Raw genomic sequence first — 24,568 nt, 5'->3', positions numbered from 1 at the left:
TATAGGCTCAAGGAGGCGGCGGCGCGCTTGGTCATCCAAGCTGACGCGTCATAATCTGAGGGCGCTGCCTGGGGGAATTTGGGGTGGCCACGGGTGGGGGAATTTGGACTGACCATCAGGGCTGTGGAAAGATCGATTGGCTTCTTGTATCTGCGCAATGGAGTTCTCGCCGCGTTGAATCATGGCTGATTCCATCAGCTGATCGCTCGCTTTGAGTTTGACGACAAGCTCAGCGCATCATGGATCAATGGGGCAGCAGCAAAACTGGTCGCTAATGTTTTACATATTAAACGCAGCAGGAATTCCCATCCTCTTTAACGCCCAATGCCTTAAATATCTTTCCAGCTGGACAAAACCCTGTAAAGCCTGACTGGAACAAATTCAATCCAACAAATGCACAAAGCCATAGCCAGCTAGGCGAGCTTAAATCTACTTGCCCGTTCAAATGAGCTAGGGCTAAGCCCAGGGTCACCATGAAGCCAGCCATGATGTTGATCAGTTTATTGACAGTCATTTTTCACTCCTAATAAAAAATAAAACGTAGCTCTCTTAACGTTAATCAAGAGAGCGTCCCTCACCTTTTTCCTCCACCGTCTGTCCATCACGAATGTGATAGATGCGCTTGAAGGTTGGGATGATCTTTTCGTCATGTGTCACCACGATGATGGCCGTCTGTGCAAGACGGGCCATGTCGTTGAGAATTCGAATGACAGACAGCGCCCGCTCACTGTCAAGAGGTGCGGTTGGCTCATCAGCCAAAATCACTGGCGGCTTGTTTGCCAATGCACGGGCGATTGACACTCGTTGCTGCTCACCACCAGATAGCTGAGAAGGTTCAGCCTTTGCGCGATGCAACACATCCAAAGAGGACAACAATTCAAGTGCTCGTTTTCTAGCAATTTCATTGGGAATGCCAGCCAGCATAGGCAGCAATGCGACGTTATCAGTGACGTTCAAAAAAGGAATGAGGTACGGCGCTTGGAACACAAATCCAATCCGATCGCGTCGTAAGGTTCGTAAGTCTGGGATCTTCCAGCCGTCTTCGAAAATCACTTCGTTGCCTAAAGTCATTCGGCCCGACGTAGGCTCGATGATGGCACCTAAACATTTCAGTAAAGTACTTTTGCCTGAGCCAGATGGTCCAACAAGTCCAACCACCTCACCTGGAGAAACTTGCATATTGACGCTTTTCAAAGCCTCTACAGCCGTGTCTCCATGTCCATAGACTTTGCGCAAATTCTCGATACGGATGCCACCTGTTTGGTATGTCATGTCGTACGCCTCAACTGATGGCCTGCGCCGGATCAACACGCAAGGCCACTCGAATAGCCATCGTGCTGGCCAGTGCACAGATGAGCATCGTTGCCCCAAAACCAACAATCGCATCTTGCGTCAAGAGCAATACAAACTTAGGAAACACTGGTGCCCAAATCGTGGCAGCTACCTTGCCGACCACAAAGCCGATCACCCCTAGGCCTAGTGCCTGCTGCAAGATCATGGCCGCAATGGTGAGGTTGCGGGTGCCGATCAGCTTAAGCACTGCGATCTCGCGGATCTTGCCCAGCGTCATGGTGTAGATGATGAACGCCACAATCGCCGCACTCACCACCGTCAGGATGGCCAGAAACATGCCGATTTGTTTGGCCGAGGTGGCAATGAGTTTGTCCACCAGGATGTCTTCCATGTCTGCACGAGTGAACACGGTCAGGTGCTTCCAGTGCTGGATCGGCTCGGCCACACGCTCTGCACTCCAGCCATCGGCCACTCGCACCAGCACGGCATTGACGTTGCGGCTGCTGGTCTGCAGGTTCTGTACTGCATCAAGCATGCCCGGCACTGCCGGCCGATTGAAGGCGGGGTTGGCGGCTGTGCGCACCCGGTCGTTCACGATGGCGTCGTTGTCCTTGAGGAACTGCGCTTCCTGCGCGTCCTTGATGGGGATAAACACCATCGGATCCCCACCGGATGAGACCATGCGGCGCGTCAGGCCTACCACCTCGTAGGTGTGACGCCGGATTTGCACCTTGTCGCCCAGCGTCAGTCCGGTCTTGATGTCCACAACTGCCTCGTAGTGGCTGCGTGTGAGATGCCGGCCTGCCAACAAATGGCCCGGTTGCCCAGGCATACCGGCGATTCCAGGCGCGATCCCTACAACCATGGCCCGGGCTTCCTTACCCCCCACGGCCTTGACCTGCATGGTGAAGTAAGTGATGTTGGCCGCCATGGCCACCCCTGGCATGCCCGCAATGCTGCGTACCACATCGTCCTTCAAGCTGGACGATTCTGCGTACGGTCCTTGCGTGTCCTTTTGAACCACCCAGAGGTCGGCACCGCTGTTGTTGAGCAGGGCCTGCGCATCGTCAACCATGCCGCGAAACACACCTGCCATGGTCAACGTCACGCCAATGAGCAAACCCAGCCCCAACCCGGTGAGCACGAACTTGGCCCAGCTGTGCTGAATGTCGCGCGCAGCCAGGCTGATCATGGCTGGGCCTTGTTAACCAGCGAGTTCACCACCTTGAAGCGGGTTCCGACCGACAAGGGCCTGTCGCTGTAGACCACCACCGTGTCGCCCGAGGCCAGGCCGCTCAGTGCCTGCACGCGACCGTCCGGGCTGGACGCGCCCCACTGAACGGACACAAAGTTCAGCGCGCCGTCTTTAAGCCGCCACGCGCCTGTGCGGCCTTGGTGCGTCTGCACACTGGCCTGCGGCACCACCAAAGCCGGGTCTGTCTCTTGTAACTGAAGCGTGACTTCGGCCATCTCACCGATCGACAGCGCTGCTGGAATCTGGTCGAACATCACTTGTGCGATGCGCTCCTCGGTCACTGCATCGGCCTGCAGCTCCACCCGCTCCACCCGGCCGGCCAGCACCTGCTGCATCCGCGAGCGCAGGGTGATCTGGGCCGGCAGACCCACTGCGAGACCGCTTGAGCGCGCCTGGTCCACACGCAGCCTCACCCAGAGGCTGGCGGGATTGGCCAGCCGGACCACAGCCTGGCCCGCCACCACGGTGCTGCCGACTTCGGCATCGCGGCTAATCACCACTGCATCGGCGGGAGCGATCAATCTGGTGTTCTGTTTTTGCTGCACGGCCGCAGCGCGCTCGGCCTGCAAGCGCTGGGCGTCCTGACGGCTTGCTTGCAAGTTGGCCTGGGCTGCTTCGAAGGCAGCCTGAGCAGACTTGAGTTCCTGCTCGCGCCCATCAAGCGCAGACGGGCTGATGAAGTTCTGACGGGCCAGTTCCTTTTGCCGGTTCAAATTGGTAGTGGCCAGATCGCGCCGTGCTCTGGCATCGGCCAGTTGTGCCTGGGCTGCTGTCTGCACACTACTGGCCTTGGACAAGGCAGCTTCTTGCGCCTGCAGGCGCTGGTCCAGGTCCACCGGGTCCATCTCGGCCAGAAGCTGACCTGCCTTGACCGACTGCCCCACATCGACATGCACGCGCAAGACACGCCCTGCCACCGTCGGTCCCATCAACCAGCTCTGACGCGCTTCGACAGTGCCAATACCGAAAACTGAGGGTCTCAGGCTTTCGCTCTTGACTTGTATTACTGTGACATTGGTGGGAGCAAGTGGTCCCATGCGAGTAGCAACAAATCCTAGAGCCACGATTACCATCGTTGCACCGGTTGCGACCAAGACTTGCCGCTTATTGATTTTGGGAAGTGTCATTGGTGCTACTTTCGTCAGTTTCTTTGTTTGGGCAAGAGACCTGCCTCATAGAGGTTGAATACGGCTTTGCCCTGACTCGCTACGTCGTGCAGACTGCCAGTAACCAGAGACTGCATAACCAGTCCCTGAACCGCTCCCATGAAAAGGACCACGGCTGAGGCGGGGTCCACCTCGGATGCCAGCAGGCCCTCTTCACGTGCTCGGGTCAGCAATCGGGCGATCAAAGTCCGGTAGTCGGCCATAAGGTGCTGAACCCTTGTCTTGAGTGGGGTGGTTTTGGCGTGCTGCAGTTCCTGAAAGACAAGACGTGGAACGCCCGGGTATTGCTCCACAAAATTGATGTGTGCCATGAACACGGCCCGAAGAGCCTGCAAAGCGTTGGCTTGCCGAGTTTGAGCTGCTTGCTGCAGACGCTCCATCAAGGTCTCGTGCGTCCAATCGACAACAGCCAGCCAGATGGTCTCTTTGCTGTCGAAATGCCTGAAGACTCCCCCCTGGGTGATGCCGATGGCCAAAGCCAGATCACCCGTGGTGATTTCGGTTGGGCTGCGCTCAGCAGCCAAAGCCAAGGCCGCCTGGATCAGTTCTGCCTGGCGGTCTTCGGTTTTGAGCTTGACTCTAGTGTTTGCCGTCATAAATAAGTAATTGATGAATTACTTTATCATGATTTGTGAGCTAAGGAAAATTAGCCTAAAAGCACACTCGCGAATCAAATTGCAATGGGGCTTGGTATGCCTTCATAGAAAAGGACCGCGCGATTGACTGCTTTGTCGCAGCCCTATGACGATTATGGGTCGGCTGCTGCCGATCATTGAACCCATACGGTAGCCCGCTTTCAGCCTTTACAGGGCATGAGCCACAAACGCTCCTACCCCAACACCCATCACGCTTACCCCGCCTGCATGGGCTGTGCGTGGAGCTGGATGCCCAGCGCCGCCGTGACTTTCAGGATCGTGGCAAAGCTGGGGTTGCCCTCCCCTGACAACGCCTTGTAGAGGCTGTCCCTGCCCAGGCCCGTCCGCGCGAAAGTTGCGACATGCCCTTGGCCCGGGCAATGGTGCCCAGGGCCTTGGCAGCATCATCCCCTGCCTCTTGCAGGCAGGCCTCCATATAGAGCGCCATGTCCTCTTCGGTCTTGAGGTGTTGGGCGCTGTCCCATTTCCGCAGTTTGAGTGCAGTCATCGGTTACCCCTTCAGTTGGCGCATAGATCGTTTTTATGGCGCTCTGTATCCATTGAGATACATTGCTGTCCATGCCGCCAAGCGGTGAAGCGGGTTCAACCCGCCATCGCCGCCACCGGCATCTGCAGCAGCGTGCTGGCCGGCGCCAGCGCCATGCGGTGGTGGGCGTCGGCGCGGGGCAGCAGGCGTTCAAAGTAGAACTGCGCGGTTTGCAGCTTGGCCTGGTAGAACGCCGCTGACTCTGGCCCCTGGCCGCTGTGCAGGGCCTGCTCGGCGCGCTGGGCCATCAGCGCCCAGTGGTAGGCCATCATCACGTAGCCGCAATACATCAGGTAGTCCACCGACGACGCGCCCACTTGCTCCGGGTCGGCCTTGGCCTTGAGCATGAGGCGCAGGGTGAGCGTATTCCATTGCACGGCGCGGCGCGCCAGGGCGCGGGCCATGCGGCCACGCAAGCCCCCAGCCAGCAGGCCCGGCCGGGCCAGCACCCACATCTGGGCGGTGAAGTCGCGCACGCACTGGCCGCGCGTTTGCAGCAGCACCTTGCGCCCCAGCAGGTCCAGCGCCTGGATGCCGGTGGTGCCTTCGTACAGCGTGGCAATGCGGGCATCGCGCGCGATCTGCTCCATGCCATGCTCGCGGATGTAACCGTGCCCGCCGTACACCTGCATGCCCAGGTTGGCGGCTTCCAGGCCCATTTCGGTCAAAAAGCCCTTGAGGATGGGGGTGAAGAAACCCAGTTCGCCGTCGTGGCGCTTGTAGCCGGCCTGGTCGCCGGCCCAGGCAGCGGCAAACATCTTGTCGGCCAGTTGCGCGGCGCCGTAGATCATGGCGCGGCCACCTTCGGCGATGGCTTTTTGGGTGAGCAGCATGCGCCGCACGTCGGGGTGCCAGACGATGGCGTCGGCCACCTGCTCGGGCTCCTTTTTGCCCGAGAGCGCGCGCATGGAACGGCGCTCGCAGGCATAGGCCAGCGCGCCCTGGTAAGCCAGCTCGGCATGGGCCACGCCCTGGATGGCGGTGCCGATGCGCGCGGTGTTCATGAAGGTGAACATGGCCTCCAGCCCCTTGTTCGGTTCACCGATCAGGGTGCCGATGGCGCCGTCGAAATTGAGCACCGCCGTGGCACTGGCGCTGATGCCCATCTTGTGCTCGATCGAGCCGCAGTGCACCGCGTTGCGCGTGCCTAAAGCACCACCCTCGCCCACCAGAAACTTGGGCACGATGAACAGCGAAATGCCGCGCGTGCCGGCGGGCGCCTCGGGCAGGCGCGCCAGCACGATGTGCACGATGTTGTCGGTCAAGTCGTGCTCGCCGCTGGAGATGAAGATCTTGGTGCCGGTGATGGCGTAGCTGCCGTCGCCCAGCGGTTTGGCCTGGGTCTTGACCTGCGCCAGGTCAGAGCCGCACTGCGGCTCGGTCAGGCACATGGTGCCGCCCCACTCGCCCGCCACCAGCTTGGGCAGGTACTGCTGGCGCATGGCCTCGGTGCCGTACTGCAAGATGGTGTTGATGCAGCCGATGCTCAGACCGGGGTACATGCTGAAGGCCCAGTTGGCCGTGCCCATCATCTCGCTCTTGAGCAGGTTGAGCGACACGGGCAGGCCCTGCCCGCCGTAAGCCGTGGGGAACGACAGGCCCTGCCAGCCGCCCTCGACGAACTGCGCATACGCCGCTTTGAAGCCCTTGGGCGTGGTGACCTCGCCCGCCTGAAAGTGGCAGCCCTCTTCGCCGCCCGAGACGTAGAGCGGCGCCAGCACCTCTTCGCAGTAGGTGGCGGCGGCCTCCAAAATGGCGTCCACCACCTCGGGCGAGGCGTCTTCGCCGCTGCCCAGCGCGCGGTAGTGCGCCGGGTAGTCGAACACCTCGTTCATCACAAAGCGCATGTCGCGCAGCGGGGCTTTGTAGTTCAACATGCTCATTTCTCCAGAATGGCCACGACGCCCTGGCCGCCAGCGGCGCAGATGGAAATCAAACCGCGCCCGCTGCCTTTTTGCGCGAGCAGCTTGGCCAGCGTGGCCACAATGCGCCCGCCGGTGGCGGCAAACGGGTGACCGGCGGCGAGCGAGCTGCCGTTCACATTGAGTTTGCTGCGGTCAATGGCGCCCAGCGGCTGCGCCAGGCCGAGCTTGTCGCGGCAAAACGCCGGGTCTTCCCACGCCTGCAGGGTGCACAGCACCTGGGCGGCAAAGGCTTCGTGGATTTCATAAAAGTCGAAGTCCTGCAGCGTCAACCCAGCGCGCGCCAGCATGCGCGGCACGGCGTAGGCGGGGGCCATCAGCAGGCCTTCTTTCTTGGCCGGGTCGGGGTTGAAAAAGTCCACCGCCGCCACCTCGCTGAACGTGAGGTAGGCCAGCACCGGCAGACCACGCTCGGCCGCCCAGGCTTCGCTGGCCAGCAGCACGGCCGAGGCGCCATCGGTCAGCGGTGTGGCGTTGCCTGCCGTCAGCGTGCCCTGGCCGGGCGCCACCTTGCGGTCGAAAACCGGCTTGAGCTTGGCCAGCTGTTCAGCGTTCAGGCCCTGGCGCAGGTTGTTGTCCTGCTTCACGCCCAGGAAGGGCGTCATCAGGTCGACAAAGAAACCTTCGCCATAGGCGCGCGCCAGGTTGTGGTGGCTTTGCAGGGCCAGGGCATCTTGCGCTTCGCGCGTGATGCCCCATTCGCGGGCCATGAGTTCGGCGTGTTCGCCCATCGACAGGCCGGTACGCGGCTCGCCGTTGCGCGGCAGCTCGGGCTGGAAGAACTGCCCCGGGCGGATGCGCAGCGCCCGCTGCAGGCGCTGCCAGGGGCTGCGCGCGCGCGAAACATCGAGCAGGGTGCGGCGCAGTTGGTCATTGACGGCGATGGGCGCGTCCGAGGTGGTGTCCACCCCGCCGGCCACGCCGCATTCGATCTGGCCCACCGCAATTTTGTGCGCCACCAGCATGGCGGCCTCCAGCCCGGTGCCGCAGGCCTGCTGCAGGTCGAAGGCCGGGGTCTCGGGCGAGAGCGTGGTGGAGAGCACGGCTTCGCGCACCAGGTTGAAGTCGCGCGAATGCTTCATCACCGCGCCTGCGGCCACGTCGCCCAGGCGCTGGCCATGCAGGTTGAAGCGGTCCACCAGGCCTTGCAGCGTGGCCGTGAGCATATCGAGGTTGGAGGCGCGGCTGTAGGCGGTGTTGGAGCGCGCAAACGGGATGCGGTTGCCACCCACGATGGCGACGCGACGGAGGGTGCTGTTGGGGGTCATGGTGGGGCTCAGGAAATGGTGGGTTGATGCGCGGGTTCGGCGCGGAGTTCGGAACGCAGATGGACCTGCTCGCCGCGTGCGTCGCGCACCTCGAACACGGTCTGGCCTGTACTGGCCTGCGCCTGCCAGAGCGAGGCGCGTGTCGGCAGCAGCACGGGCCGCTTGAACACGGTGGTGAGCGAAGCGGCTTGCAGCACAGTGGCCGGCGCGGCGGCTTGCAACAGGGCCAGCGCGCGCGCCTGCGTCCACAGGCCATGCGCGATGGCGCGCGGAAAGCCGAACAAGCGCGCGCTCAGCGCCGACAGGTGGATGGGGTTGTAGTCGCCCGACACCGGGGCGTAGCGGCGGCCGGTGTCGGCGGGGGCGTCGAATGCACCGGCCTGGGTCAGGGCGAGTTCCGGCCCCACGGCGCCGTTGAACGGTGCGCCCACGGGCGACTTCACGCCCAGGCGCAGCAGGGTTTGTGTGGCCTGCCAGACGCATTGGCCATCGCCCTCGCCATCTGACTCGCGTAGCACGCGCAGGTGCAGCGTGAACACCTGCCCCTTGTCGTGCGCCAGCAGCTCGCCGCTGCTCAGCTCCACCCGCACCGCATCGCCTGCGGCCAGCGGCGCATGCTGGGTGATGGCGTTGGCCAGGTGCACCGTGCCCATGGCAGGCCAGGGGCAGGCGGGCGAAGTCATGTAGGTCATGACCAGGGGGAAAGTCAGCATCTGCGGGTAGGTGAGCGGCGCTTGCGCACTCGGGGCAAAACCGCAGACCTCGGCGTAACGCGCCAGGTGCGCGGCGTCGACCACGACGCGCGGCAGCACCAGCGTGACCGGGGCCAGCGCGCGCACCGGCCCGGGGCGCTTGAAACTGCTGGCCAGCGCACGGGCCAAGTTGCTCAGCGTGCTGGCGGGTGTGATGTTCTGGCGCTGCACCTTAAGCCCCCAGCAGGCTTTGGCCGCACACGCGCACCACCTGCCCATTCACGCCCTGCGAGGCGGGGCTGAGCAGCCAGGCGATGGTTTCGGCCACATCGACCGGCTGGCCGCCCTGCCCCATGGAATTCATGCGCCGGCCGGCTTCGCGGATGGCCAGCGGGATGGCGGCGGTCATTTGCGTTTCGATGAAGCCCGGCGCCACCGCGTTGATGGCCATGCCGCGGGGCAGGCGCGGCGCCTGGCTGTGCACCAGGCCGATCACGCCAGCCTTGGAAAACGCGTAGTTGGTCTGCCCCAGGTTGCCGGCAATGCCCGAGATGGACGACACGCACACCAGCCGTGCCTGGGGTTGGAGCGCGCCCCGCTCCAGCAAGGCCTGGTTGATCGCCTGCTGCGCCACCAGGTTGACCTGCACCAGCGTCTGCCACAGGTGCGGCGGCATCTTGGCGATGGTCTTGTCGCGGGTGATGCCGGCGTTGTGCACCACGCCGTCCCAGCCGCCGTCAGCCAGGGCCGCCTGGGCGATCTGCCCGGCGGCCGCCGGATCGGCAATGTCGAGCGCCAGCGCGCGGCCCTGCAGCCGCTCGGCCACGGCCTGCAAGGCGTCCTGGGCCTGCGGCACGTCCAGACAGACCACCTGGGCGCCATCGCGCGCCAGGGTTTCGGCAATGGCCGCGCCAATGCCGCGCGCCGCGCCGGTCACCAAAATCTTTTTGCCCGCCAGCGGCTGCACCCAGTCGCTCGGGGCCGGGGCCTCAAAGGGTGCCAGCCGCACCACCTGGCCCGACACATAGGCGCTGCGCGGCGACAAAAAGAAGCGCAGTGTGCCTTCGAGTTGCGCCTCGGCTCCCGGCGCCACATAGACCAGTTGCACCGCAATGCCGCGCTTGACCTCCTTGGCCAGCGATTTCACAAAACCTTCCAGAGCGCGCTGTACCGTGGCCTGCTCGGCAACCGGGCAGGCTTCGGGCGGGCGGCCCAGCACCAGCACGCGGCCGCAGCTTTGCAGTGAGCGCACCGCGTCGTGGAAGCACTGGTACAGCGCCTCGGCCTGGGCCACGGTGGCCAGGCCGGTGGCGTCAAACACCACGGCCTTGAGGGGACCGCCCGGCTGCTCGCCGGTGCTCCACAGCCCGCTCATCAAGCCGGCCTGGTTGGCCATCGCGGTCCAGCCCTGCACGCTGCGGTGCGCCACGGTGGCGGCCCGCATGGCGCGGAAGGCAGCCAGCAGCGCGGGCAGCAGTTCGGGCGTACCACCGGCGCCGACCAGCACGTCGCCAGCAACCACCGGTTGGCCGGCTTCGAACCGCTCGAGCGGCACGGGACGCGGCAGGCCCAGCATGCCGGCCAGGCGCGCGCCAAAGGCCGAGTTGGCAAAGTTGAGGTAAGCGTCGGACATGGACAGGGCTCCTTTGTTTGTGTACGATCGTACACCGAAAAACCCAAACCGCCAAATCCGTCCATGCCGAACGCCCGTCCCGACACCCCCGCCCCCGCCACGCCCGAGCCGCCGCTGAGCCGGCAAGACCGCAAGGACCTGACCCGCCAAAGCCTGGTGCAGGCCGCGCTGCGGTTGATCGGCGAGGGACGCAGCTTCACCAGCCTGGGCATCCGCGAGATCGCGCGCGAGGCCGGCATGGTGCCCAATGCGTTTTACCGGCACTTTCGCAGCCCAGACGAGCTGGGCCTGAGCCTGGTGGACGAGGTGGGGGCCACGCTTCGCGGCCTGCTGCGCCAGGCGCGCCAGCCGAGTTCGGCCCAGACCAGCGTGGTGCGCCAGTCGGTGCAGGTGTACCTGCAGTACGTGCGCGACAACCGGGTGCTGTTCCGCTTCATCTCGAGCGAGCGCGCGGGTGGCAGCCGGGTGCTGCGGCTGGCGATCCGCCACGAGGTGCAGCGTTTTGTGGACGACACGGCACGCGACCTGGCGCCGCTGGAGGCCTACCAGGGCCTGTCGCAGGCCAGCCTGCACATGGTCTGCGGCCTGATGGTCAACACCCTGCTGGCCGCCGCCCCCGAGGTTCTGGATCTGCCCGCCGACGAGCCTCAGTCCGAGCAGGCGATGGTGCAGGACTTCGTGCAGCAGTTGCAGATCATCTTGCTGGGCGCGGCCAGCTGGCGCGAGGCAGAGCGGCGCTGAAGCGGCGGTGACTGCCAATCGGCAGCCATCCCAAGAAACCCGCCCCCAATCCGCGACAATCGATGCTCTACCGAACCACACCCTGCAAGCCAAGACTTTCTCTCTTCTCCCCATCGCCCTGGCCATCGCTGTGGGCACCCTGTTGCCCAGCTCGGCGTCCTTCGCGGCCAAACACCCCGCTGCCGCCAAGCCTGCAGCGCACAAAAAGGCTGCGGCCGCCGCAGCCTCTGCAAACGCCCTGCCGCCTCTGGCCGCCCAGACGGCCCTGGCCGACAACCCGCCGGCGCTGCCTGCCAAGGCCTGGCTGCTGATGGACTTTGACTCCGGCGAGGTGCTGGCTTCGGCCAACGCCGACGAGCCGCTGCCCCCCGCATCGCTGACCAAGATGATGACCAGCTACATCGTCGAGCAAGCGCTGCGCTCAGGCAAGCTCAAGCAGACCGATCTGGTCACAGTCAGCCAGAACGCCTGGTGCCGCGGTTCGGGCACCGAGTCGTGCATGTACCTGCCGCTCAATAGCCAGGCCACCGTCATTGACATCCTGCGCGGCATTGTCATCCAGTCAGGCAACGATGCCTCCAAAGCGATTGCCGAACACATGGCCGGTTCAGAGGCCGGCTTTGCCAAGCTGATGAACGCCGAGGCCCAGCGCCTTGGTATGACGTACACCCAGTTCGTCAACCCTACGGGTCTGCCCGATCCGGAGCACAAGTCCTCCGCGCGTGACCTCGCCATACTGGCGCGCGCCATCATTCGCGACAGCGCCGAGTACTACCCCATCTACGCCGAACACGATTTCAAATACAACGGCATCAAGCAAGGCAACCGCAACGCCCTGCTCTACACCGACCCCACTGTGGACGGCCTCAAGACCGGCCACACCGCTGAGGCCGGTTATTGCCTGGTCACTTCGTCCAAGCGCAACGATATGCGCTTGATCTCGGTCATCCTCAACACCCACAGCGCACAGGCACGAGCCGACCACACGCGCACGCTGCTCGGCTGGGGCTTTGGCAGCTTCGAAAAAGCTGTCCCGATCCAGCCAGGTGCAGTGGTCACAACGGCCAAGGTGAGCTTTGGCAAGGCCGACACCGTGGGTGCGGTCCTGGGCGCGCCATGGATGCTTACCGTGCCACGCGGCCAGCAGGTGCAGGCCACGGTGGAACTGAAACCGGGCCTGGAAGCGCCCGTGGCCAAGGGCGCCGTGGTCGGCAAGGTGGTCGCCACCTCGAACGGCAAGCCGCTGGGCGAAACCCCGCTCGTGGCGCAGGCCGATGTGGAGCGCGCCGGTCTGTTGCTGCGCACATGGCAGTACGTGGCCAAGTGGTTCGGCAAGTGATGGCTTGAACGCAGCGGAGGGCTGACGCGGGGGACCTCTGCGGTCCCTTGGTTCTTAACGCATACCGACAGGCCACAGGCTGGCAGCTGAGGATATCGGCGTCGCAACGGGAACTATCGTTGGCTCAGACCTGCTGGCTGCTACCGGCCAGAAGCGGTCGCCGGCATGCTCGTCCTGGAAGTCCGTTCTGGGGCGAACAGCGACTCAAGGCACGGTACTCCTTGCTCAGTGCACGCCTGAGGATCGGCAGATCACCCTAAGGTCAGATCGACCACGATGTTGCCGCGCGTCGCGTTCGAATACGGGCACACCTGGTGCGCTGTATCCACCAAGTCCTGCGCCACCGCACGGTCCAGCCCCGGCAGGTTGATGGTCATCTGCACGGCAATGCCGAAGCCCTGGGAGATCGGGCCGATGTCCACACTGGCTTCAATGCTGGCATCAGCAGGCACGGCTACCTTCTTCATGCCGGCCACATGCTTGAGTGCGCCCATGAAGCAGGCCGAGTAGCCCGCCGCAAACAGCTGCTCGGGGTTGGTCGCGCCGCCCATGCCACCCAGTTCCTTTGGCGGAGCGAGTTTCACATCAAGCAAGCCGTCGTCGGACACGGCGCGGCCATCGCGGCCTCCGGTCGTACGTGCCTTGGCGGTGTAGAGGACTTTGTCGAGTTTCGTGGTCATGTCATTTCTCCATTTCAGGGGTTAAAAAATCAATTCACGCCAGCAGCGCTGGCAAGCTTTTCTGCAAAGCAGTTTTGTTCGTTGTAGCCTGGCCTGCCAGGGCGAATCCCAGCAGAGTGCCATCGTGGCCCACAAAGCGGGCATCCACCCCATCGGTGCTCGTCTCGATCTGCCACTGGCCTGCCACACCCGAGGCCGGTGGCGACACCACCACCGGCAGTGCCGGAGTTTTGACGACCACCGGCATGGCCGGGTAGCGCAGGCATGCAGCCTGCCCCGCCAGGTGCGCGGCCAGCGTGCGCGCCGCCTGCATGAGCGGCATGACGTAGGGCAGGCTGCGTCCCTCGACTTCGGCCACATCGCCCAGGGCATAAATGTCTGGCTGGCTAGTCTGCAACTGGCGGTTGACGACAATGCCTTGCGCCGTTTGCAGTCCGGCTGCTTGTGCCAGCGCGGTGCGCGGGCGCAGACCCACAGCCGACAGCACCACATCCGTGCCCAGACGTTGGCCGTTTGCCAGTTCAAGCTGCAAGTCTCCGGGCTGCGCATGAACGGCCTGCACTGACGAGCCCCAGTGAAAGCGGACACCTGCGTCGCTCAGTGCACGCTGCAGCAGGTCGCCAGCTTCGGGTGGCAGCAAGCGCCCCAGGGGCTGGGTGCCCGGGTCGACCACGTCCACTTCGTAGCCAGCCGCGACAAGGTCATTGGCGAATTCACAGCCAATGAGGCCAGCGCCGATGACCGTGACGCGGCGAGCACCTTGGAGCCGCTCTCGGAATGCAGCGTAATCCTGCAAATCGTTGACCGAGAGCACCCGATCTGCGGCGTCACCCTGCAAAGGCAGGCGCACCGCGTCCGCCCCCAGGGCCAGCACCAGGCGGCTGTAAGCCACCGTACCCTGACTTGTACTGATGGTGCAGGCCACCGGATCAATCGCCGTCACCTCGGTGTGCGCCATCAACTTGACCCCGTGTTGCTCTGCCATGGCAGCACTCGTGGTGCTGACCAGCTGGGCTGCGGTTTTGCCGCTGCTCAGGGCATTGGACAACATGGGCTTGCTGTATAAGTCGCCGTTGTCGCGGGTCACGAGGGTGATGGAGGTGTGGGCATCGAGTTTGCGCAACTCGCGCACCACCGTCCAGGCGGCCAGGCCCGAACCCACGATCACCAGGTTTTGAGCGGGTGCAATCATCCAGGGCTCCTGCTCGTTCAACCAATCTCAACCATTTCGAAGTCGGCCTTGGCCACGCCGCAATCGGGGCATTCCCAGTCTTCGGGAATGTCTTCAAAACGAGTGCCGGCAGCGATGCCGTCTTCAGGGATACCTTGGGCTTCGTCGTAGATGAAACCGCACACAATGCATTGCCAGACTTTCATGGTGTTCTCCAGAATTTAAGAATGTGAAATGAGGTAAAAGAAAGGCTCAGGCCTGGATGGCGTCGAGGGCCTTCTGGTAGTGGTTGGCATGGCGCTCTTCCACCTTGGCCAGTGCGGCAAAGCGCTTGGCAGCTTTTTCGAGCACGGCCTTAAACTGGCCGGCGTGTTCTTTCGACTCGCTGATCTGCTCGTCGATCTCGGCCACGGCCGCAGCGTTGCCTTCTTCGACCGCCGTCTGGCGGAAACCGGGGTACATCTCGCTGTACTCGTAGGTCTCGCCCTCGATGGCGATCTGCAATGCCTTGGCGGGGGTGATGTCGGCCGCGGGGTAGAGCAGGTCGAGGTGACCAAAGGCGTGCATCACTTCCTGATCAGCGGTCTGCTCGAAGATGCGGGCCGTGTCTTCGTCGCCTGCGGCGCGGGCCAGCTTGGCGAAGTAACGGTACTTGATGTGGGCCATCGATTCGCCCGCGAATGCGGCTTCGAGGTTCTGCCAGGTTTTGATTTCGGGACGTGCCATTTTTAAGCTCCTTGGTGGTGAAGATGTGTTGCGATGGGATGAATTGTGGATTTCGGCGATCAATCGGTCCAACGCATAATTTCAATTGAATCAATCTAAAATTCAGATAACAAAGCCCCAAGGAACCCGACCATGGCTGCCCTGCCCTCTCTGAGACAACTGCGCTACCTGCTGGCCCTGGCCGAGCACCTGAACTTCACCCGCGCAGCCGAAGCGAGTTTTGTGAGCCAGTCCACCCTGAGCACGGGACTCAAGGAACTCGAATCCACCCTGGGTGTGCAACTGGTGGAGAGGGACAAACAGACCGTGGCGCTGACGGCGGTAGGCAAAGAGGTGGTGGCCCGTGCGCGGCAGGTGCTGGCTGCTGCCGAAGACCTGAGCGACTTTGCATCGGACGCGTCACGACCCATGCAAGGGCAGCTGCGCCTGGGTGTGATCCCCACCATTGCCCCATTTGTGCTGCCGACTGTCATGCCCGCCCTTCGCGAGAAATTCCCGCAGCTGCAGTTGGCCTTGCGCGAAGACCTGACCGCCCATCTGCTGGAGCGGCTGCGCGACCGCCAGCTGGACTTCGCACTGATCGCACTGCCCTACGACACGGATGACCTGCGCGTGCAACCGCTCTACAAGGACAAGTTCTGGCTGGTGGGACGAGAGCAAGACCCCGCCATCACCGGCAAAGCGATCCAGCTCAGCAGCGCATGGACGGAGCGGTTGCTGCTGCTCGAGGAAGGGCATTGCCTGCGCGACCACGCTCTGCAGGCCTGCCGGACGGCAGAGGTTGCCAGTGTGGACGGAATGGAAGCCACCAGTCTACTGACGCTGGTTCAGATGGTCGCCTCAGGCATGGGCGTGGCCTTACTGCCGGAGATGGCGATCAAGAGCGGCCTTCTTCAAAATCTATCGCTCAAAGCAATGCCTCTGGCAAACCCTGCCCCCAAGCGGGTAATTGCATTGGTGACTCGCGCCACATCCGCCCACTCGGCCGAGTTCGAAGCGATTGCGAAGGTGATGGTTGCTGTCCATCGTAAAAAGAATTAGAAGCCTACCGTTACACAACTGCCGTATCGATGAATTGAAAGGCGGACATGCAGCAAACGCTGCTCACCGACTGCTTGGGGTCGAGAGGGTGAGTTCACCGGTTCGAGCAGCGGACTTTCACCCACGATTTTTCAGTGCGGTCTGCTAACTAGCTAGGTAGGACGACTGCAGTTCCTTCGAAACCGGTCGTTGGTGTCACAGCATTGCAGGGTGAATCAGTGACGGCTTTTACCAGGCACCATGAATCAAGCCCTTGAGTTCGTTAGGTCGCTATCGCTGCAATTATGCCGTTATGGCACCTAGAGTTGATGGCCGTAATGGGTCGGGTGCTTCAATCATTGCTGGAAGTGGCTCCACCGATGTACTTATCGAAAAGCCCTAGTTCTTCCCGGCCGTCTGCAAAGCGTATATGCCTGAATATCCCGCCGAGAAATCCGGCGGTAATTCAATGATTCCAGTTTCCACGCGTGCATGAGTAGCCGGCTCGCCCCTGACCATCTGGTTGCGATGGATGCTGTCTACAACGGGTGCGGTATAGGCGAATGAGTCAGCAGCGGCGTACTGAATGATGTAGGTCGTGCGCAAGGTATCCGAGCGATTTTGACTGGAGCCGTGCACTGCGAGGCCGTGATGTGCCACCACATCTCCCACATCCAGCTCATTGTCGACTACGTTCTCAAAGTCTTCCCGCGTCATCGTGTGGTTGCAATTGAGTTTATAGATGCCGTTTTCCCAATGACTGCGCGGCCCCAACTTGTGGCTGCCGGGGATCGTCTGAAGGCAGCCATTGATGGCGCGGGACGGATTCAAAGGTACGCTCAGAGCGACAAGATTGGTGTTGGTGTGAGGAAACACCGGCCAGTCCTGATGCCAGCCAATCTCTGCACCTCCATGAGGCAGTTTGAAATTGATCTTCGAGTGGTAAAACTTGACCGCTCCACCAAGCAGGTCTGCGGCGATGTCACCCAGGATCGAATCGAAAGCGGCTTCAACATACACCGAATCTAGTTCGGTTGGGCTGGAGATACGCCTGATACGTGGCGCAAGGGCGGTATGCGCAGGCTCTAGGTCGTAATGTTTTGACTTTTGCTGGAGTGATCGGCCCTCATCGTACAGTCGCTCAGTGGTCGCGATCAGCCTCGCAAGCAATTTGGGATCAAGTACCTGACGGAGATTGAGATAACCCGTATCGCGGTAGTCCCCGATCTGCTCAAGGGAAAGGATGCGTTGATGGCGGGTATTCATCTGGCTTCCTGCGTCGAGCTTGTAAGCGGGAAAATATGGTCGCTTCCCTTGATGAGTGGTTTTGTATTGGTTGACCGTACGTAGTCAGGACGTGGGTTGGGAACGTCGTTGCACCGGTTTGATACCGGGTTGTAGACCACATAAATCGCCCAACGATTGTGCTGGGACAAGTTATGCCCCGAGGCGTGCAGAATATTGCAGTCAAAGAACACCACGGTGCCGGGCTTGCCAGTGATCGCCACCGGTGCGGGGCTGCGAGCCATGATTTCTAGCAGCTTGTCCTTCGGCGTCACATAAAACTTGTAGCCCGTAGCGTCGTTGAATTCTGGCTCTAGATTGCCCTCTTTGTGGCTGCCCGGAATGAAGTACAAGCACCCGTTCATTTCTGTTGGCTCGTCCAGCATGACCAACGCTGTAGTTGGACGTGCCTCAGGCATGCCATCTCGCTTCCAAGTTCCGTAGTCCTGGTGCCACGCCCACACCGAACCGTCAATGGCGGTCTTCAAATTGCATTTGGTGTGATGGATGTAGAGCTCCTGCTCGGAAAGCAGCTCCTGTGCGGGCTCGAGCATACGTGAAGTACGCGAGACGGCATGAAACACCGGTGAACCTGTAGGGCCGTCTTGCTCGTGGACCTGATAGATAGTTTTGGCAATATTGCTTCCCTTTTCCCGCACCAAGTGATCGGTGTCGATCACTTGAATTCGCTCAAGCTCGGCCCTCATGGCCGCTACTTCAGGGGCAGAAAAAAGGCCATCAAGGGTGAGAAATCCATCACGGCGGTAGGTTTCGATCTGCAGATGGGTGAGGCGCACTGGCAAACTCCTTAAACAGGAGTTCATGGTATGTGACTGGTATGCCAGTTGTCAAGTGCGGGTAATCAGGGTCCTGTGGGCGAAACCGAAAAGATCATCAATCAACCGATCACTTGCCTCGGCAGCCTTGTCAGATTTGCCGGAGGCCATCGCACGTGCAAGGGCCACGTGCAGACGCAGTGTCGCGTTGACTTGATCATGGTGATGGTAGAACCAGAAACGCCGTGAGGCCGAGTGCAGAGCGGACACGGCCGCAGCAGCCACAATGTTCCGAGCGCTGTGTGCTGACTGCCTGTTCATTTCATTGTCCCATTTCAGGAATGCTACAAGGTCATCAGACTTCACAGCAGTCTCCATGTTCTGAGCAATGGCGGCCATGGTCTCGCGCTCTGCCAGAGTGGCACGCGTAGCTGCAGATCGAGCAATAAGGCGGTCGAGTTCGCGCCGTGTCTCTAGGATTTGGAGTTGATGACCCACGTCGATGGCGGTGACCACCACACCGCGACGGGGCAAGATCTGAACAAGATGTTCGCGCGCCAGACGCTGCAAGGCTTCACGGATCGGCGTATGCCCAATGCCGATGCGTTCGCTGAGCATGGCCTCAGACACCACGCTGCCCGGCGCGAGTTCAAGAGTCACGATCATCTCTTCAATGAGGCGATAAGCTTCCTCGTTGAGTGAGGGCGGCACTTGGCTAGGAGTAGGCGATTTCGAGAGTACGCGAGGTCGACTGGTCATAATCAATATGGTGCCACAAGAAAATCCCCGACACTACAACTCACGAGGCATTTAGGATGGTGGCACGACCGCTTTGAGTCAGTATTAGCCATCTCGCCAATATAAAAGGATCGTCATCACCTCGAAGCGATCCAGAGCTTTGCAACTGTCAGCTGATCAGATGAAACCGGTCAGCGGAAGAAGCAATGACGACTGAATTCGAGTGCCTGCTTCTGAGTTGAAGCCAAGAAGTTACTGTCGGATACGACCGACCGCTATCGCTGTATCTGAGTCAGGGGCTGGTTCACCGTGAAGACCGCTTTGGGTCGATAACAGCCAATTGAACACAACTGGGCTATGACCGCTCCCAGCCTCAAACGGCCGTTGATCAAGCCCATTAATTTAGCTTCCAGCATTTATCTACATGCGAAGACTTGCTGAACTTCACTAAACGCAAACTAAAAATTAAACTGCGGCCACCCTCGACGACACATACACAACGCTGGCGCTGGTCTCTGTCAAAAATCGATAAAACGTCTCAAGAGCCTCCAGCTTTTGCGGCGCGTAATCGTGTCCGTCATAGCTGGCAGCTTGTACGCCCGTCACGCCATGACTCAGCAGGTGACTCCGAGTTTCTTGACTGACGCGCAGGCTGGCCAGTGCAGTTTCTACGCCAGACCGAATGCGCTTTGCCTGAAACTGCCCCACTGGCTTGTCGCTTAGCAGCCACTCCACCCCGGCGGCGGCGTCTTTGGCCCAATCTGCAATCACTTTGGCGCTCACGGGCGACTCGCCACCGTCCACCGACAAGGGGAACTCGCCAGGGTTCAGCGCTAGCAAAGAGTCCATGGTTTCACGGGCTGCAGGCAACAGCGGAATGGTGTGCAGCCTTGCCCCACGCCCCGTGCGCCCTTTGGCGTCCAGCAGAGTGATAGCTCCTTCCCCCACATTGGACCGAACCAGCTGGCGCAGCTGTTCGATGCGCTGCCCACCGGTCAACATGTGAAGGCGAAGAACTGCACCCCGAACACCTTGCAGCGACTCGATGGCCTGCCAGTACTGGCGAAGGTGTGGCGGCATAAGCGGATTTTTGTCTGGTACCAACTTGATGGCCACTGTCTCAGCTGCCGGATTGTGTTGCACTCCGTAGTTCTTGAAATGCACCGGCACCAACAGGCTCAGCTTGGATGTTCGGGCCATCTCGAAGGCGGCTCGACAGTAACTCCGGACCTTCCCTGCTGTGCGCTCTTTCCCTGCCTCGCTCAGGCGACGCAGCAGGTCGGCCACTTGCTCAGCGGTGACCAAGGCGGCCGGAGTGGCTGCCAGCTTTGGTGCACCTTCGGTTAAATGCAATTTGAATATTCCTCGGACCTTAGCGTGCGAGGTTTTGCCTTGACGCTCCAACTCGTTGGCGTAATCCTCCATCAACGTACCGAAGGTGAAATTGGCGGCACGCTCTTTTTCAGCTTCGGCTTGTGCTTTGGCCGCTTTTTCAAGCGCCTCTCCAACCCTTGGATCAATGCCTTGCTCGGCCAGGCCACGCAAGCGGTGCGCCTCTTTACGCGCCACATCCATACCCACCGCAGGCCACTCCCCAAGCGCACGGGTGAAAAGCTTGCCCTTGATACGTGCCTCAAACTGCCAGTGTTTGCCTCCCGCCTTGGTAACGCGTAAGCGCAACCCTTTTTTGTCTGCATCTCGAAGCAAAACAAACGCCTTGTCATCAGGACACACGGCTCGCTCTAGTAGGCCATTCGTCAGATCATGGGCAACCGTGTAGTTGATCGCAGTTGCCTTGTTTGGTCGTGCCATGCTGACCCCTTTTTTTACAGACTGTTTACAGACTGAAAACCCGAATTTTGGGGAATATTGATCAACATTCAGGGAGCTACTTATTGCAATAATTTCACCTAAGCTATTGATTTATATGTATTTTATCAACAATGAACAACGCAGGGGAATACCTGTAATAGGGGACTCAAAATCCCCCGCCGCAAGGCGTGCCGGTTCGAGTCCGGCCCCGGGCACCAGTCAAAAGCCATCAGTTCTCAAGAACTGGTGGCTTTTTGCTTTGTGGCCACTGTGTCGCCACTTTCAATCGATGCCCGCGCTCCAGCGGTCGTCCCAGGCTTTTTCGATTTGGCGGCGGTCACGCTTGGTGGGCCGGCCTTGCTCGATGCTCAAAGCGGGTTCACGTGCCAGCCGGTTGCGCTCGGCGGCCTGGGTTCGGGCCTGAAGGCTCTCAGCCGTTTCTTCATAAAGCAGTTGCGCCACGGGCGCTGGGCCGCGCACCGCGCTGATGCCTTTGACCAACACCGTGCGATCGACTTGTCCTTGGCGCATGCGCACGGTGTCGCCGGGTTTGACCTCACGCGAGGCTTTGGCGTCCTGGCCATTGATCTGCACGCGGTTTTTGCCGATCTCGTCGCTGGCGATGCTGCGGGTCTTGAAGAACCGCGCCGCCCACAGCCATTTGTCAATGCGCAGCGACGCCATGTCAGTTGCCAAATAGAGCCGACTGAGGGCTCAATCCCTCACGCACATGCGGGTAGCGCAGCGTGAGCCGAAGCTCTTGCTTCATGCGGGTGTTGTCCAAGCGGCGCGATTCATTCATGAAGCTCAGCAGCATCAAAGGCAGCGCCGTGTTCGCGTCTTGCCGAGAGATGCGGGGTGGTTTGGGCAAACCGTACAAGCCGGCCGCCAAATCGAAGTAGTCGCCCATCTTCAAATCGGTGTCGTCGTTGACGTTGACGACGCGCTGCGGCTTGCCGCGCCACAGGGCTGCCGCACAGGCGCGGGCCAGGTCGGTGGCGTGGATGTGGTTGGTGTACACGTCTTCCTTGGGCACCAGCACCGGGGTGCCTTTGAGCAAGCGTTCGCGGGGCGTGCCGCCTTCGCGGTCAGGCGCATAGATGCCGGGAATGCGCAACACACTGACCCGCACACCGCTGCGGCCCAAAAAGCGCATGGCGGTTTCGGCATCCACACGGCGCTGGGCGCGTGGGGTGTGGGGCTTGACGGCACGGGTTTCGTCCACGCGAGCACCGGCGCAGTCGCCATACACGCCCGTGGTGGAGCCGTAAACCAAGGCCTGGGGCGGGGTGCGCAAACGCAGCACGCGGCCCAAGGCCTGGGTGCGGGGGTCGTGCTCGGAGTCGCCACGGCGTTCACTGGGCGGTGGCGCCAAGTGAATCACGCGGTGCGCGATGCCCGCCAGGCGGCGGATGCTGGCGGCATCGTCCAGATCGCCCTGCAAAGGCGTGATGCCGCAAGCACGCAGCAAACGCACACGCTCGGGCGAAGAGGTCAGCGCCATCAGGCGCACGCGTTGGCTTTGCGGTGCGCCCAGCTGGCCTGCGGTGCGCAAGCCCACGTCGCCACAACCCACGATCAGGACACGCTGGCGACGAAAGCGGGCGGGCAAGGCGCCCAGAGGAGTCTGGTTTGAAGGCAAAATCAGGGGTTCCGGGTCAAAAACAACCCCTCAAGGATACCGAAAAGATGAGCTTCCAAATTTCCGTGCAGCCCAGCGGCCGCAGCTTCACCGCCGACGACAACGAAACCTTGCTGACGGCAGGCATTCGCCAGGGCATCGGACTGCCCTATGGTTGCAAGGACGGCGCTTGCGGTTCGTGCAAATGCAAAAAGATTTCGGGCACCGTGGTGCACGGCCCCCACCAAGACAAAGCTCTGTCTGCCGAAGAAGAAGCCCAAGGCCTGGTGCTGACTTGCTGCGCCACCGCCCAAAGCGATGTGGTGCTCGAGTCCAAACAAGTCACGGCCGAAGGCGGCCTGCCCGTCAAGAAGATGCCGGTGCGTGTGGTGAGCCTCGAGAAAAAATCACACGATGTGATCGTGCTCAAGCTGCAGTTGCCCGCCAACGATGTGATGAAGTTCCACGCTGGGCAGTACATCGAGTTCTTGTTGCGTGACGGTTCGCGCCGCAGCTACAGCATGGCCAATGCGCCGCACACCCTGGAAGTGGCACCGCCCACCGTGGAGCTGCACATCCGCCACATGCCCGGCGGCAAGTTCACCGACCCGGTGTTCACCACCATGAAGGAAAAAGACATCTTGCGCGCCGAAGGCCCGTACGGCAGCTTTTACCTGCGCGAAGACAACGACAAGCCCATCGTGTTGTTGGCCTCGGGCACAGGCTTTGCGCCCATCAAGGCGCTGATCGAACACATGCAGCACCGCGGCATCACCCGCCCCGCCACGCTGTACTGGGGTGGCCGCCGCCCGGCCGATCTGTACATGGCCGAATGGGTCGAAGCCCGTCTGGCCGAGATGCCCAATCTGCGCTATGTGCCCGTCATCTCGAACGCTGAAGCCGAAGACCAGTGGTCCGGCCGCACCGGCTTCGTGCACCAAGCGGTGTTGCAAGACTTCCCCGATCTGTCGGGCCACCAGGTCTATGCCTGCGGCGCCCCCATCGTGGTGGACTCGGCCAAGCGCGACTACGTGGCACAAGGCGGTTTGCCCGAAGAAGAGTTCTACGCAGATTCGTTCACGTCTGAGGCCGACAAAGCCAAAGCCTGACTTGCCGCACGGATTCTGCAGGTCGGAGCTTCAGCTCCGACAGCGCATGCTCCGGCATTGCATGCTTTCGCACTGGTACATGTCGGGGCTCAAGCCCACGACCTGCAAGACAACCCGATGAAAAAGGACAGCGCATGCAACGCCGCCATTTTTGCCTGAGCGCCATCGCTGCCGGTGTCACAGCCCCCGTCTGGGCGCAAGGCAAAACGATCCGACTGATCGTGCCCTATGCAGCGGGTGGTCCCATCGATGTGACGGCGCGGGCCCTGGCAGAACGCGTCAAGGACACGCTGGGAACGGTGATCATCGAAAACCGCCCCGGTGCGGGCGGCAACCTGGGCGCTGACTTGGTGGCCAAAGCCGCACCCGATGGCCTGACCATCGGCATCGCAGCCACCGCCACCCACGCGATCAACCCTTGGCTGTTTGCCAAGATGCCCTACGACCCGAGCCGTGACTTTGCGCCCGTGACACAAATGGTGCGCGTGCCCAATGTGCTGGTGATGAATGCCGAGACAGCGCAGCGCCTGAAGATCCGAACGCTGGCCGATCTGGTGGCCTATGCCAAGGCCAACCCAGGCCGCTTGAACTTTGGGTCGGGTGGCAACGGCAGCGCAGGCCACTTGGCCGGCGAGATGTTCAAAAAAGCAGCGGGTATTTTTGCGGTGCACATCCCCTACAACGGAGGCAATCCGGCGCAACTGGCGTTGCTGTCTGGACAAGTCGATTTCAACTTGGACAACCTGGCCACCGCCGCGCCCAACATCAAAGCCGGCAAGCTCAAGGCACTGGCGGTGACCACAGGGCAGCGCAGCAACGCCCTGCCCGACATCCCGGCCATGAGCGAAACCCTGACGGGTTTTGAGATCGACACCTGGTGGGGTCTGGTGGCGCCTGCGGCCACACCGCGTGACGTGGTGGAGCGCCTGAACAAAGCCTTCACGGCCGCCTTGCAAGCACCCGAAACCCAATCTCGCTTTGCGATGCTGATGGCTGAACCGGTTGGCAACACGCCTGAACAGTTCGGCGCGTTCATGAAGAGGGAATGGGCACGCTACGAAAGCGTGGTCAAAGCCAGCGGCGCAAGGGTGGATTGAGCGGTCTGCCCCACGACCCCTCCTGAATGCAAAAAGCCCGGCA

24 protein-coding genes and 1 pseudogene are annotated in these 24,568 nt (G+C 61.5%); 5 read left to right on the top strand and 20 right to left on the bottom strand.

Translation table 11 applies throughout. From position 1 onward, the window contains the following. Window positions 1-286: 286 nt before the first annotated feature. From QLQ16_RS15180 to QLQ16_RS15135, 10 genes and pseudogenes are all read right to left on the bottom strand, one after another. Window positions 287-514 carry a YgaP family membrane protein gene (locus QLQ16_RS15180; RefSeq protein ID WP_283225500.1) on the bottom strand — a complete coding sequence of 76 codons (228 nt, stop codon included), beginning with the start codon at window positions 512-514 and terminating at the stop codon, window positions 287-289. 41 nt (window positions 515-555) lie between these two features. Next, window positions 556-1,272, bottom strand: coding sequence for an ABC transporter ATP-binding protein (locus QLQ16_RS15175; protein WP_108312935.1), 717 nt, complete (start codon window positions 1,270-1,272; stop codon window positions 556-558). A gap of 10 nt (window positions 1,273-1,282) precedes the next feature. Then, window positions 1,283-2,485, bottom strand: coding sequence for an ABC transporter permease (locus QLQ16_RS15170; RefSeq protein WP_283225499.1), 1,203 nt, complete (start codon window positions 2,483-2,485; stop codon window positions 1,283-1,285). Next, window positions 2,482-3,621, bottom strand: a complete 1,140-nt coding sequence (locus tag QLQ16_RS15165; protein WP_283225502.1) for an efflux RND transporter periplasmic adaptor subunit — start codon at window positions 3,619-3,621, stop codon at window positions 2,482-2,484. Before QLQ16_RS15165 ends, QLQ16_RS15170 begins: the two co-directional genes overlap by 4 nt. Window positions 3,622-3,689: 68 nt before the next feature. After that, window positions 3,690-4,310: a TetR/AcrR family transcriptional regulator gene (locus QLQ16_RS15160; protein WP_283225498.1), complete on the bottom strand. Its 621-nt coding sequence runs from the start codon at window positions 4,308-4,310 to the stop codon at window positions 3,690-3,692. 254 nt (window positions 4,311-4,564) lie between these two features. Beyond that, window positions 4,565-4,857: pseudogene (locus QLQ16_RS15155) on the bottom strand (addiction module antidote protein). 95 nt (window positions 4,858-4,952) lie between these two features. Next, window positions 4,953-6,773, bottom strand: a complete 1,821-nt coding sequence (locus QLQ16_RS15150) for an acyl-CoA dehydrogenase C-terminal domain-containing protein (RefSeq protein ID WP_108326952.1) — start codon at window positions 6,771-6,773, stop codon at window positions 4,953-4,955. Window positions 6,774-6,775: 2 nt separating this feature from the next. Beyond that, window positions 6,776-8,086 carry an acetyl-CoA C-acetyltransferase gene (locus QLQ16_RS15145; protein ID WP_104801860.1) on the bottom strand — a complete coding sequence of 437 codons (1,311 nt, stop codon included), beginning with the start codon at window positions 8,084-8,086 and terminating at the stop codon, window positions 6,776-6,778. Window positions 8,087-8,094: 8 nt separating this feature from the next. After that, window positions 8,095-9,009, bottom strand: a complete 915-nt coding sequence (locus tag QLQ16_RS15140) for a MaoC family dehydratase (RefSeq protein WP_158270139.1) — start codon at window positions 9,007-9,009, stop codon at window positions 8,095-8,097. Between the two features lies 1 nt (window position 9,010). Continuing rightward, window positions 9,011-10,411 (bottom strand): 3-oxoacyl-ACP reductase, encoded by a 1,401-nt coding sequence (locus tag QLQ16_RS15135; protein WP_104801858.1) that lies wholly within the window; start codon window positions 10,409-10,411, stop codon window positions 9,011-9,013. 63 nt (window positions 10,412-10,474) lie between these two features. Here QLQ16_RS15135 and fabR point away from each other — a divergent pair, with 63 nt between their 5' ends. Then, window positions 10,475-11,152: an HTH-type transcriptional repressor FabR gene (gene fabR / locus QLQ16_RS15130; RefSeq protein WP_104801857.1), complete on the top strand. Its 678-nt coding sequence runs from the start codon at window positions 10,475-10,477 to the stop codon at window positions 11,150-11,152. A gap of 130 nt (window positions 11,153-11,282) precedes the next feature. Next, window positions 11,283-12,491 (top strand): D-alanyl-D-alanine carboxypeptidase family protein, encoded by a 1,209-nt coding sequence (locus QLQ16_RS15125; protein ID WP_283225497.1) that lies wholly within the window; start codon window positions 11,283-11,285, stop codon window positions 12,489-12,491. A 251-nt stretch (window positions 12,492-12,742) separates the two neighbouring features. On the opposite strand, the gene QLQ16_RS15120 is transcribed toward QLQ16_RS15125, so the two are convergent. Genes QLQ16_RS15120 through QLQ16_RS15105 form a run of 4 tightly spaced genes read right to left on the bottom strand, consistent with a single transcriptional unit; the run spans window position 12,743 to window position 15,068 of the window. Next, entirely contained in the window at window positions 12,743-13,171 is a 429-nt protein-coding gene (locus QLQ16_RS15120) for an organic hydroperoxide resistance protein (RefSeq protein ID WP_104801850.1), read from the bottom strand. Window positions 13,172-13,205: 34 nt separating this feature from the next. Beyond that, a complete protein-coding gene (locus QLQ16_RS15115; RefSeq protein WP_108364978.1) occupies window positions 13,206-14,363 on the bottom strand; it encodes an NAD(P)/FAD-dependent oxidoreductase in 1,158 nt (385 codons plus the stop codon). Window positions 14,364-14,380: 17 nt separating this feature from the next. Beyond that, window positions 14,381-14,548 (bottom strand): rubredoxin, encoded by a 168-nt coding sequence (locus QLQ16_RS15110; protein WP_108364883.1) that lies wholly within the window; start codon window positions 14,546-14,548, stop codon window positions 14,381-14,383. Window positions 14,549-14,594: 46 nt separating this feature from the next. After that, a complete protein-coding gene (locus QLQ16_RS15105) occupies window positions 14,595-15,068 on the bottom strand; it encodes a rubrerythrin family protein (RefSeq protein WP_108364881.1) in 474 nt (157 codons plus the stop codon). Between the two features lie 132 nt (window positions 15,069-15,200). Between QLQ16_RS15105 and QLQ16_RS15100 the strand changes: the two genes are divergently transcribed. Then, entirely contained in the window at window positions 15,201-16,109 is a 909-nt protein-coding gene (locus QLQ16_RS15100; RefSeq protein ID WP_108364879.1) for a hydrogen peroxide-inducible genes activator, read from the top strand. A 378-nt stretch (window positions 16,110-16,487) separates the two neighbouring features. On the opposite strand, the gene QLQ16_RS15095 is transcribed toward QLQ16_RS15100, so the two are convergent. The 6 genes from QLQ16_RS15095 to QLQ16_RS15070 form a co-directional block, all read right to left on the bottom strand. After that, window positions 16,488-17,354 (bottom strand): phytanoyl-CoA dioxygenase family protein, encoded by an 867-nt coding sequence (locus QLQ16_RS15095; protein WP_108285765.1) that lies wholly within the window; start codon window positions 17,352-17,354, stop codon window positions 16,488-16,490. Beyond that, window positions 17,351-18,169 carry a phytanoyl-CoA dioxygenase family protein gene (locus tag QLQ16_RS15090; RefSeq protein WP_283225496.1) on the bottom strand — a complete coding sequence of 273 codons (819 nt, stop codon included), beginning with the start codon at window positions 18,167-18,169 and terminating at the stop codon, window positions 17,351-17,353. The genes QLQ16_RS15095 and QLQ16_RS15090 overlap by 4 nt, the downstream gene beginning before the upstream one ends. A gap of 51 nt (window positions 18,170-18,220) precedes the next feature. After that, a complete protein-coding gene (locus QLQ16_RS15085) occupies window positions 18,221-18,907 on the bottom strand; it encodes a GntR family transcriptional regulator (RefSeq protein WP_108329508.1) in 687 nt (228 codons plus the stop codon). Between the two features lie 444 nt (window positions 18,908-19,351). Beyond that, the gene (locus QLQ16_RS15080) at window positions 19,352-20,698 is read right to left on the bottom strand and encodes a tyrosine-type recombinase/integrase (RefSeq protein ID WP_283225495.1); all 1,347 of its coding nucleotides are present in this window, start codon (window positions 20,696-20,698) and stop codon (window positions 19,352-19,354) included. A gap of 282 nt (window positions 20,699-20,980) precedes the next feature. Further along, on the bottom strand, window positions 20,981-21,382 hold the full coding sequence (locus QLQ16_RS15075; protein ID WP_283225494.1) for an RNA-binding S4 domain-containing protein: 402 nt from the start codon (window positions 21,380-21,382) through the stop codon (window positions 20,981-20,983). A 1-nt stretch (window position 21,383) separates the two neighbouring features. Next, the gene (locus tag QLQ16_RS15070) at window positions 21,384-22,340 is read right to left on the bottom strand and encodes an SDR family oxidoreductase (RefSeq protein WP_283225493.1); all 957 of its coding nucleotides are present in this window, start codon (window positions 22,338-22,340) and stop codon (window positions 21,384-21,386) included. A gap of 47 nt (window positions 22,341-22,387) precedes the next feature. Between QLQ16_RS15070 and QLQ16_RS15065 the strand changes: the two genes are divergently transcribed. Further along, window positions 22,388-23,428: a CDP-6-deoxy-delta-3,4-glucoseen reductase gene (locus QLQ16_RS15065; RefSeq protein WP_283225492.1), complete on the top strand. Its 1,041-nt coding sequence runs from the start codon at window positions 22,388-22,390 to the stop codon at window positions 23,426-23,428. A 134-nt stretch (window positions 23,429-23,562) separates the two neighbouring features. Then, the gene (locus QLQ16_RS15060; protein WP_283225491.1) at window positions 23,563-24,525 is read left to right on the top strand and encodes a Bug family tripartite tricarboxylate transporter substrate binding protein; all 963 of its coding nucleotides are present in this window, start codon (window positions 23,563-23,565) and stop codon (window positions 24,523-24,525) included. Window positions 24,526-24,568: the final 43 nt, after the last annotated feature.

Origin of the sequence: Limnohabitans lacus (assembly GCF_030053395.1) — a bacterium.
Classification (GTDB): Bacteria; Pseudomonadota; Gammaproteobacteria; order Burkholderiales; family Burkholderiaceae_C; genus Limnohabitans_A; species Limnohabitans_A lacus.
Note: the sequence above shows the minus strand (reverse complement) of the source record. Positions and strands in the feature narration are given on the sequence as shown.

What these genes read in the sequence shown, in the direction of transcription:
- QLQ16_RS15180 (WP_283225500.1), bottom strand. Translation starts at nt 514, where the DNA reads ATGACTGTCAATAAACTGATCAACATCATGGCTGGCTTCATGGTGACC.
- QLQ16_RS15175 (WP_108312935.1), bottom strand. Translation starts at nt 1,272, where the DNA reads ATGACATACCAAACAGGTGGCATCCGTATCGAGAATTTGCGCAAAGTC.
- QLQ16_RS15170 (WP_283225499.1), bottom strand. Translation starts at nt 2,485, where the DNA reads ATGATCAGCCTGGCTGCGCGCGACATTCAGCACAGCTGGGCCAAGTTC.
- QLQ16_RS15165 (WP_283225502.1), bottom strand. Translation starts at nt 3,621, where the DNA reads ATGGTAATCGTGGCTCTAGGATTTGTTGCTACTCGCATGGGACCACTT.
- QLQ16_RS15160 (WP_283225498.1), bottom strand. Translation starts at nt 4,310, where the DNA reads ATGACGGCAAACACTAGAGTCAAGCTCAAAACCGAAGACCGCCAGGCA.
- QLQ16_RS15150 (WP_108326952.1), bottom strand. Translation starts at nt 6,773, where the DNA reads ATGTTGAACTACAAAGCCCCGCTGCGCGACATGCGCTTTGTGATGAAC.
- QLQ16_RS15145 (WP_104801860.1), bottom strand. Translation starts at nt 8,086, where the DNA reads ATGACCCCCAACAGCACCCTCCGTCGCGTCGCCATCGTGGGTGGCAAC.
- QLQ16_RS15135 (WP_104801858.1), bottom strand. Translation starts at nt 10,411, where the DNA reads ATGTCCGACGCTTACCTCAACTTTGCCAACTCGGCCTTTGGCGCGCGC.
- fabR (WP_104801857.1), top strand. Translation starts at nt 10,475, where the DNA reads ATGCCGAACGCCCGTCCCGACACCCCCGCCCCCGCCACGCCCGAGCCG.
- QLQ16_RS15120 (WP_104801850.1), bottom strand. Translation starts at nt 13,171, where the DNA reads ATGACCACGAAACTCGACAAAGTCCTCTACACCGCCAAGGCACGTACG.
- QLQ16_RS15115 (WP_108364978.1), bottom strand. Translation starts at nt 14,363, where the DNA reads ATGATTGCACCCGCTCAAAACCTGGTGATCGTGGGTTCGGGCCTGGCC.
- QLQ16_RS15110 (WP_108364883.1), bottom strand. Translation starts at nt 14,548, where the DNA reads ATGAAAGTCTGGCAATGCATTGTGTGCGGTTTCATCTACGACGAAGCC.
- QLQ16_RS15105 (WP_108364881.1), bottom strand. Translation starts at nt 15,068, where the DNA reads ATGGCACGTCCCGAAATCAAAACCTGGCAGAACCTCGAAGCCGCATTC.
- QLQ16_RS15100 (WP_108364879.1), top strand. Translation starts at nt 15,201, where the DNA reads ATGGCTGCCCTGCCCTCTCTGAGACAACTGCGCTACCTGCTGGCCCTG.
- QLQ16_RS15095 (WP_108285765.1), bottom strand. Translation starts at nt 17,354, where the DNA reads ATGAATACCCGCCATCAACGCATCCTTTCCCTTGAGCAGATCGGGGAC.
- QLQ16_RS15085 (WP_108329508.1), bottom strand. Translation starts at nt 18,907, where the DNA reads ATGACCAGTCGACCTCGCGTACTCTCGAAATCGCCTACTCCTAGCCAA.
- QLQ16_RS15080 (WP_283225495.1), bottom strand. Translation starts at nt 20,698, where the DNA reads ATGGCACGACCAAACAAGGCAACTGCGATCAACTACACGGTTGCCCAT.
- QLQ16_RS15075 (WP_283225494.1), bottom strand. Translation starts at nt 21,382, where the DNA reads ATGGCGTCGCTGCGCATTGACAAATGGCTGTGGGCGGCGCGGTTCTTC.
- QLQ16_RS15065 (WP_283225492.1), top strand. Translation starts at nt 22,388, where the DNA reads ATGAGCTTCCAAATTTCCGTGCAGCCCAGCGGCCGCAGCTTCACCGCC.
- QLQ16_RS15060 (WP_283225491.1), top strand. Translation starts at nt 23,563, where the DNA reads ATGCAACGCCGCCATTTTTGCCTGAGCGCCATCGCTGCCGGTGTCACA.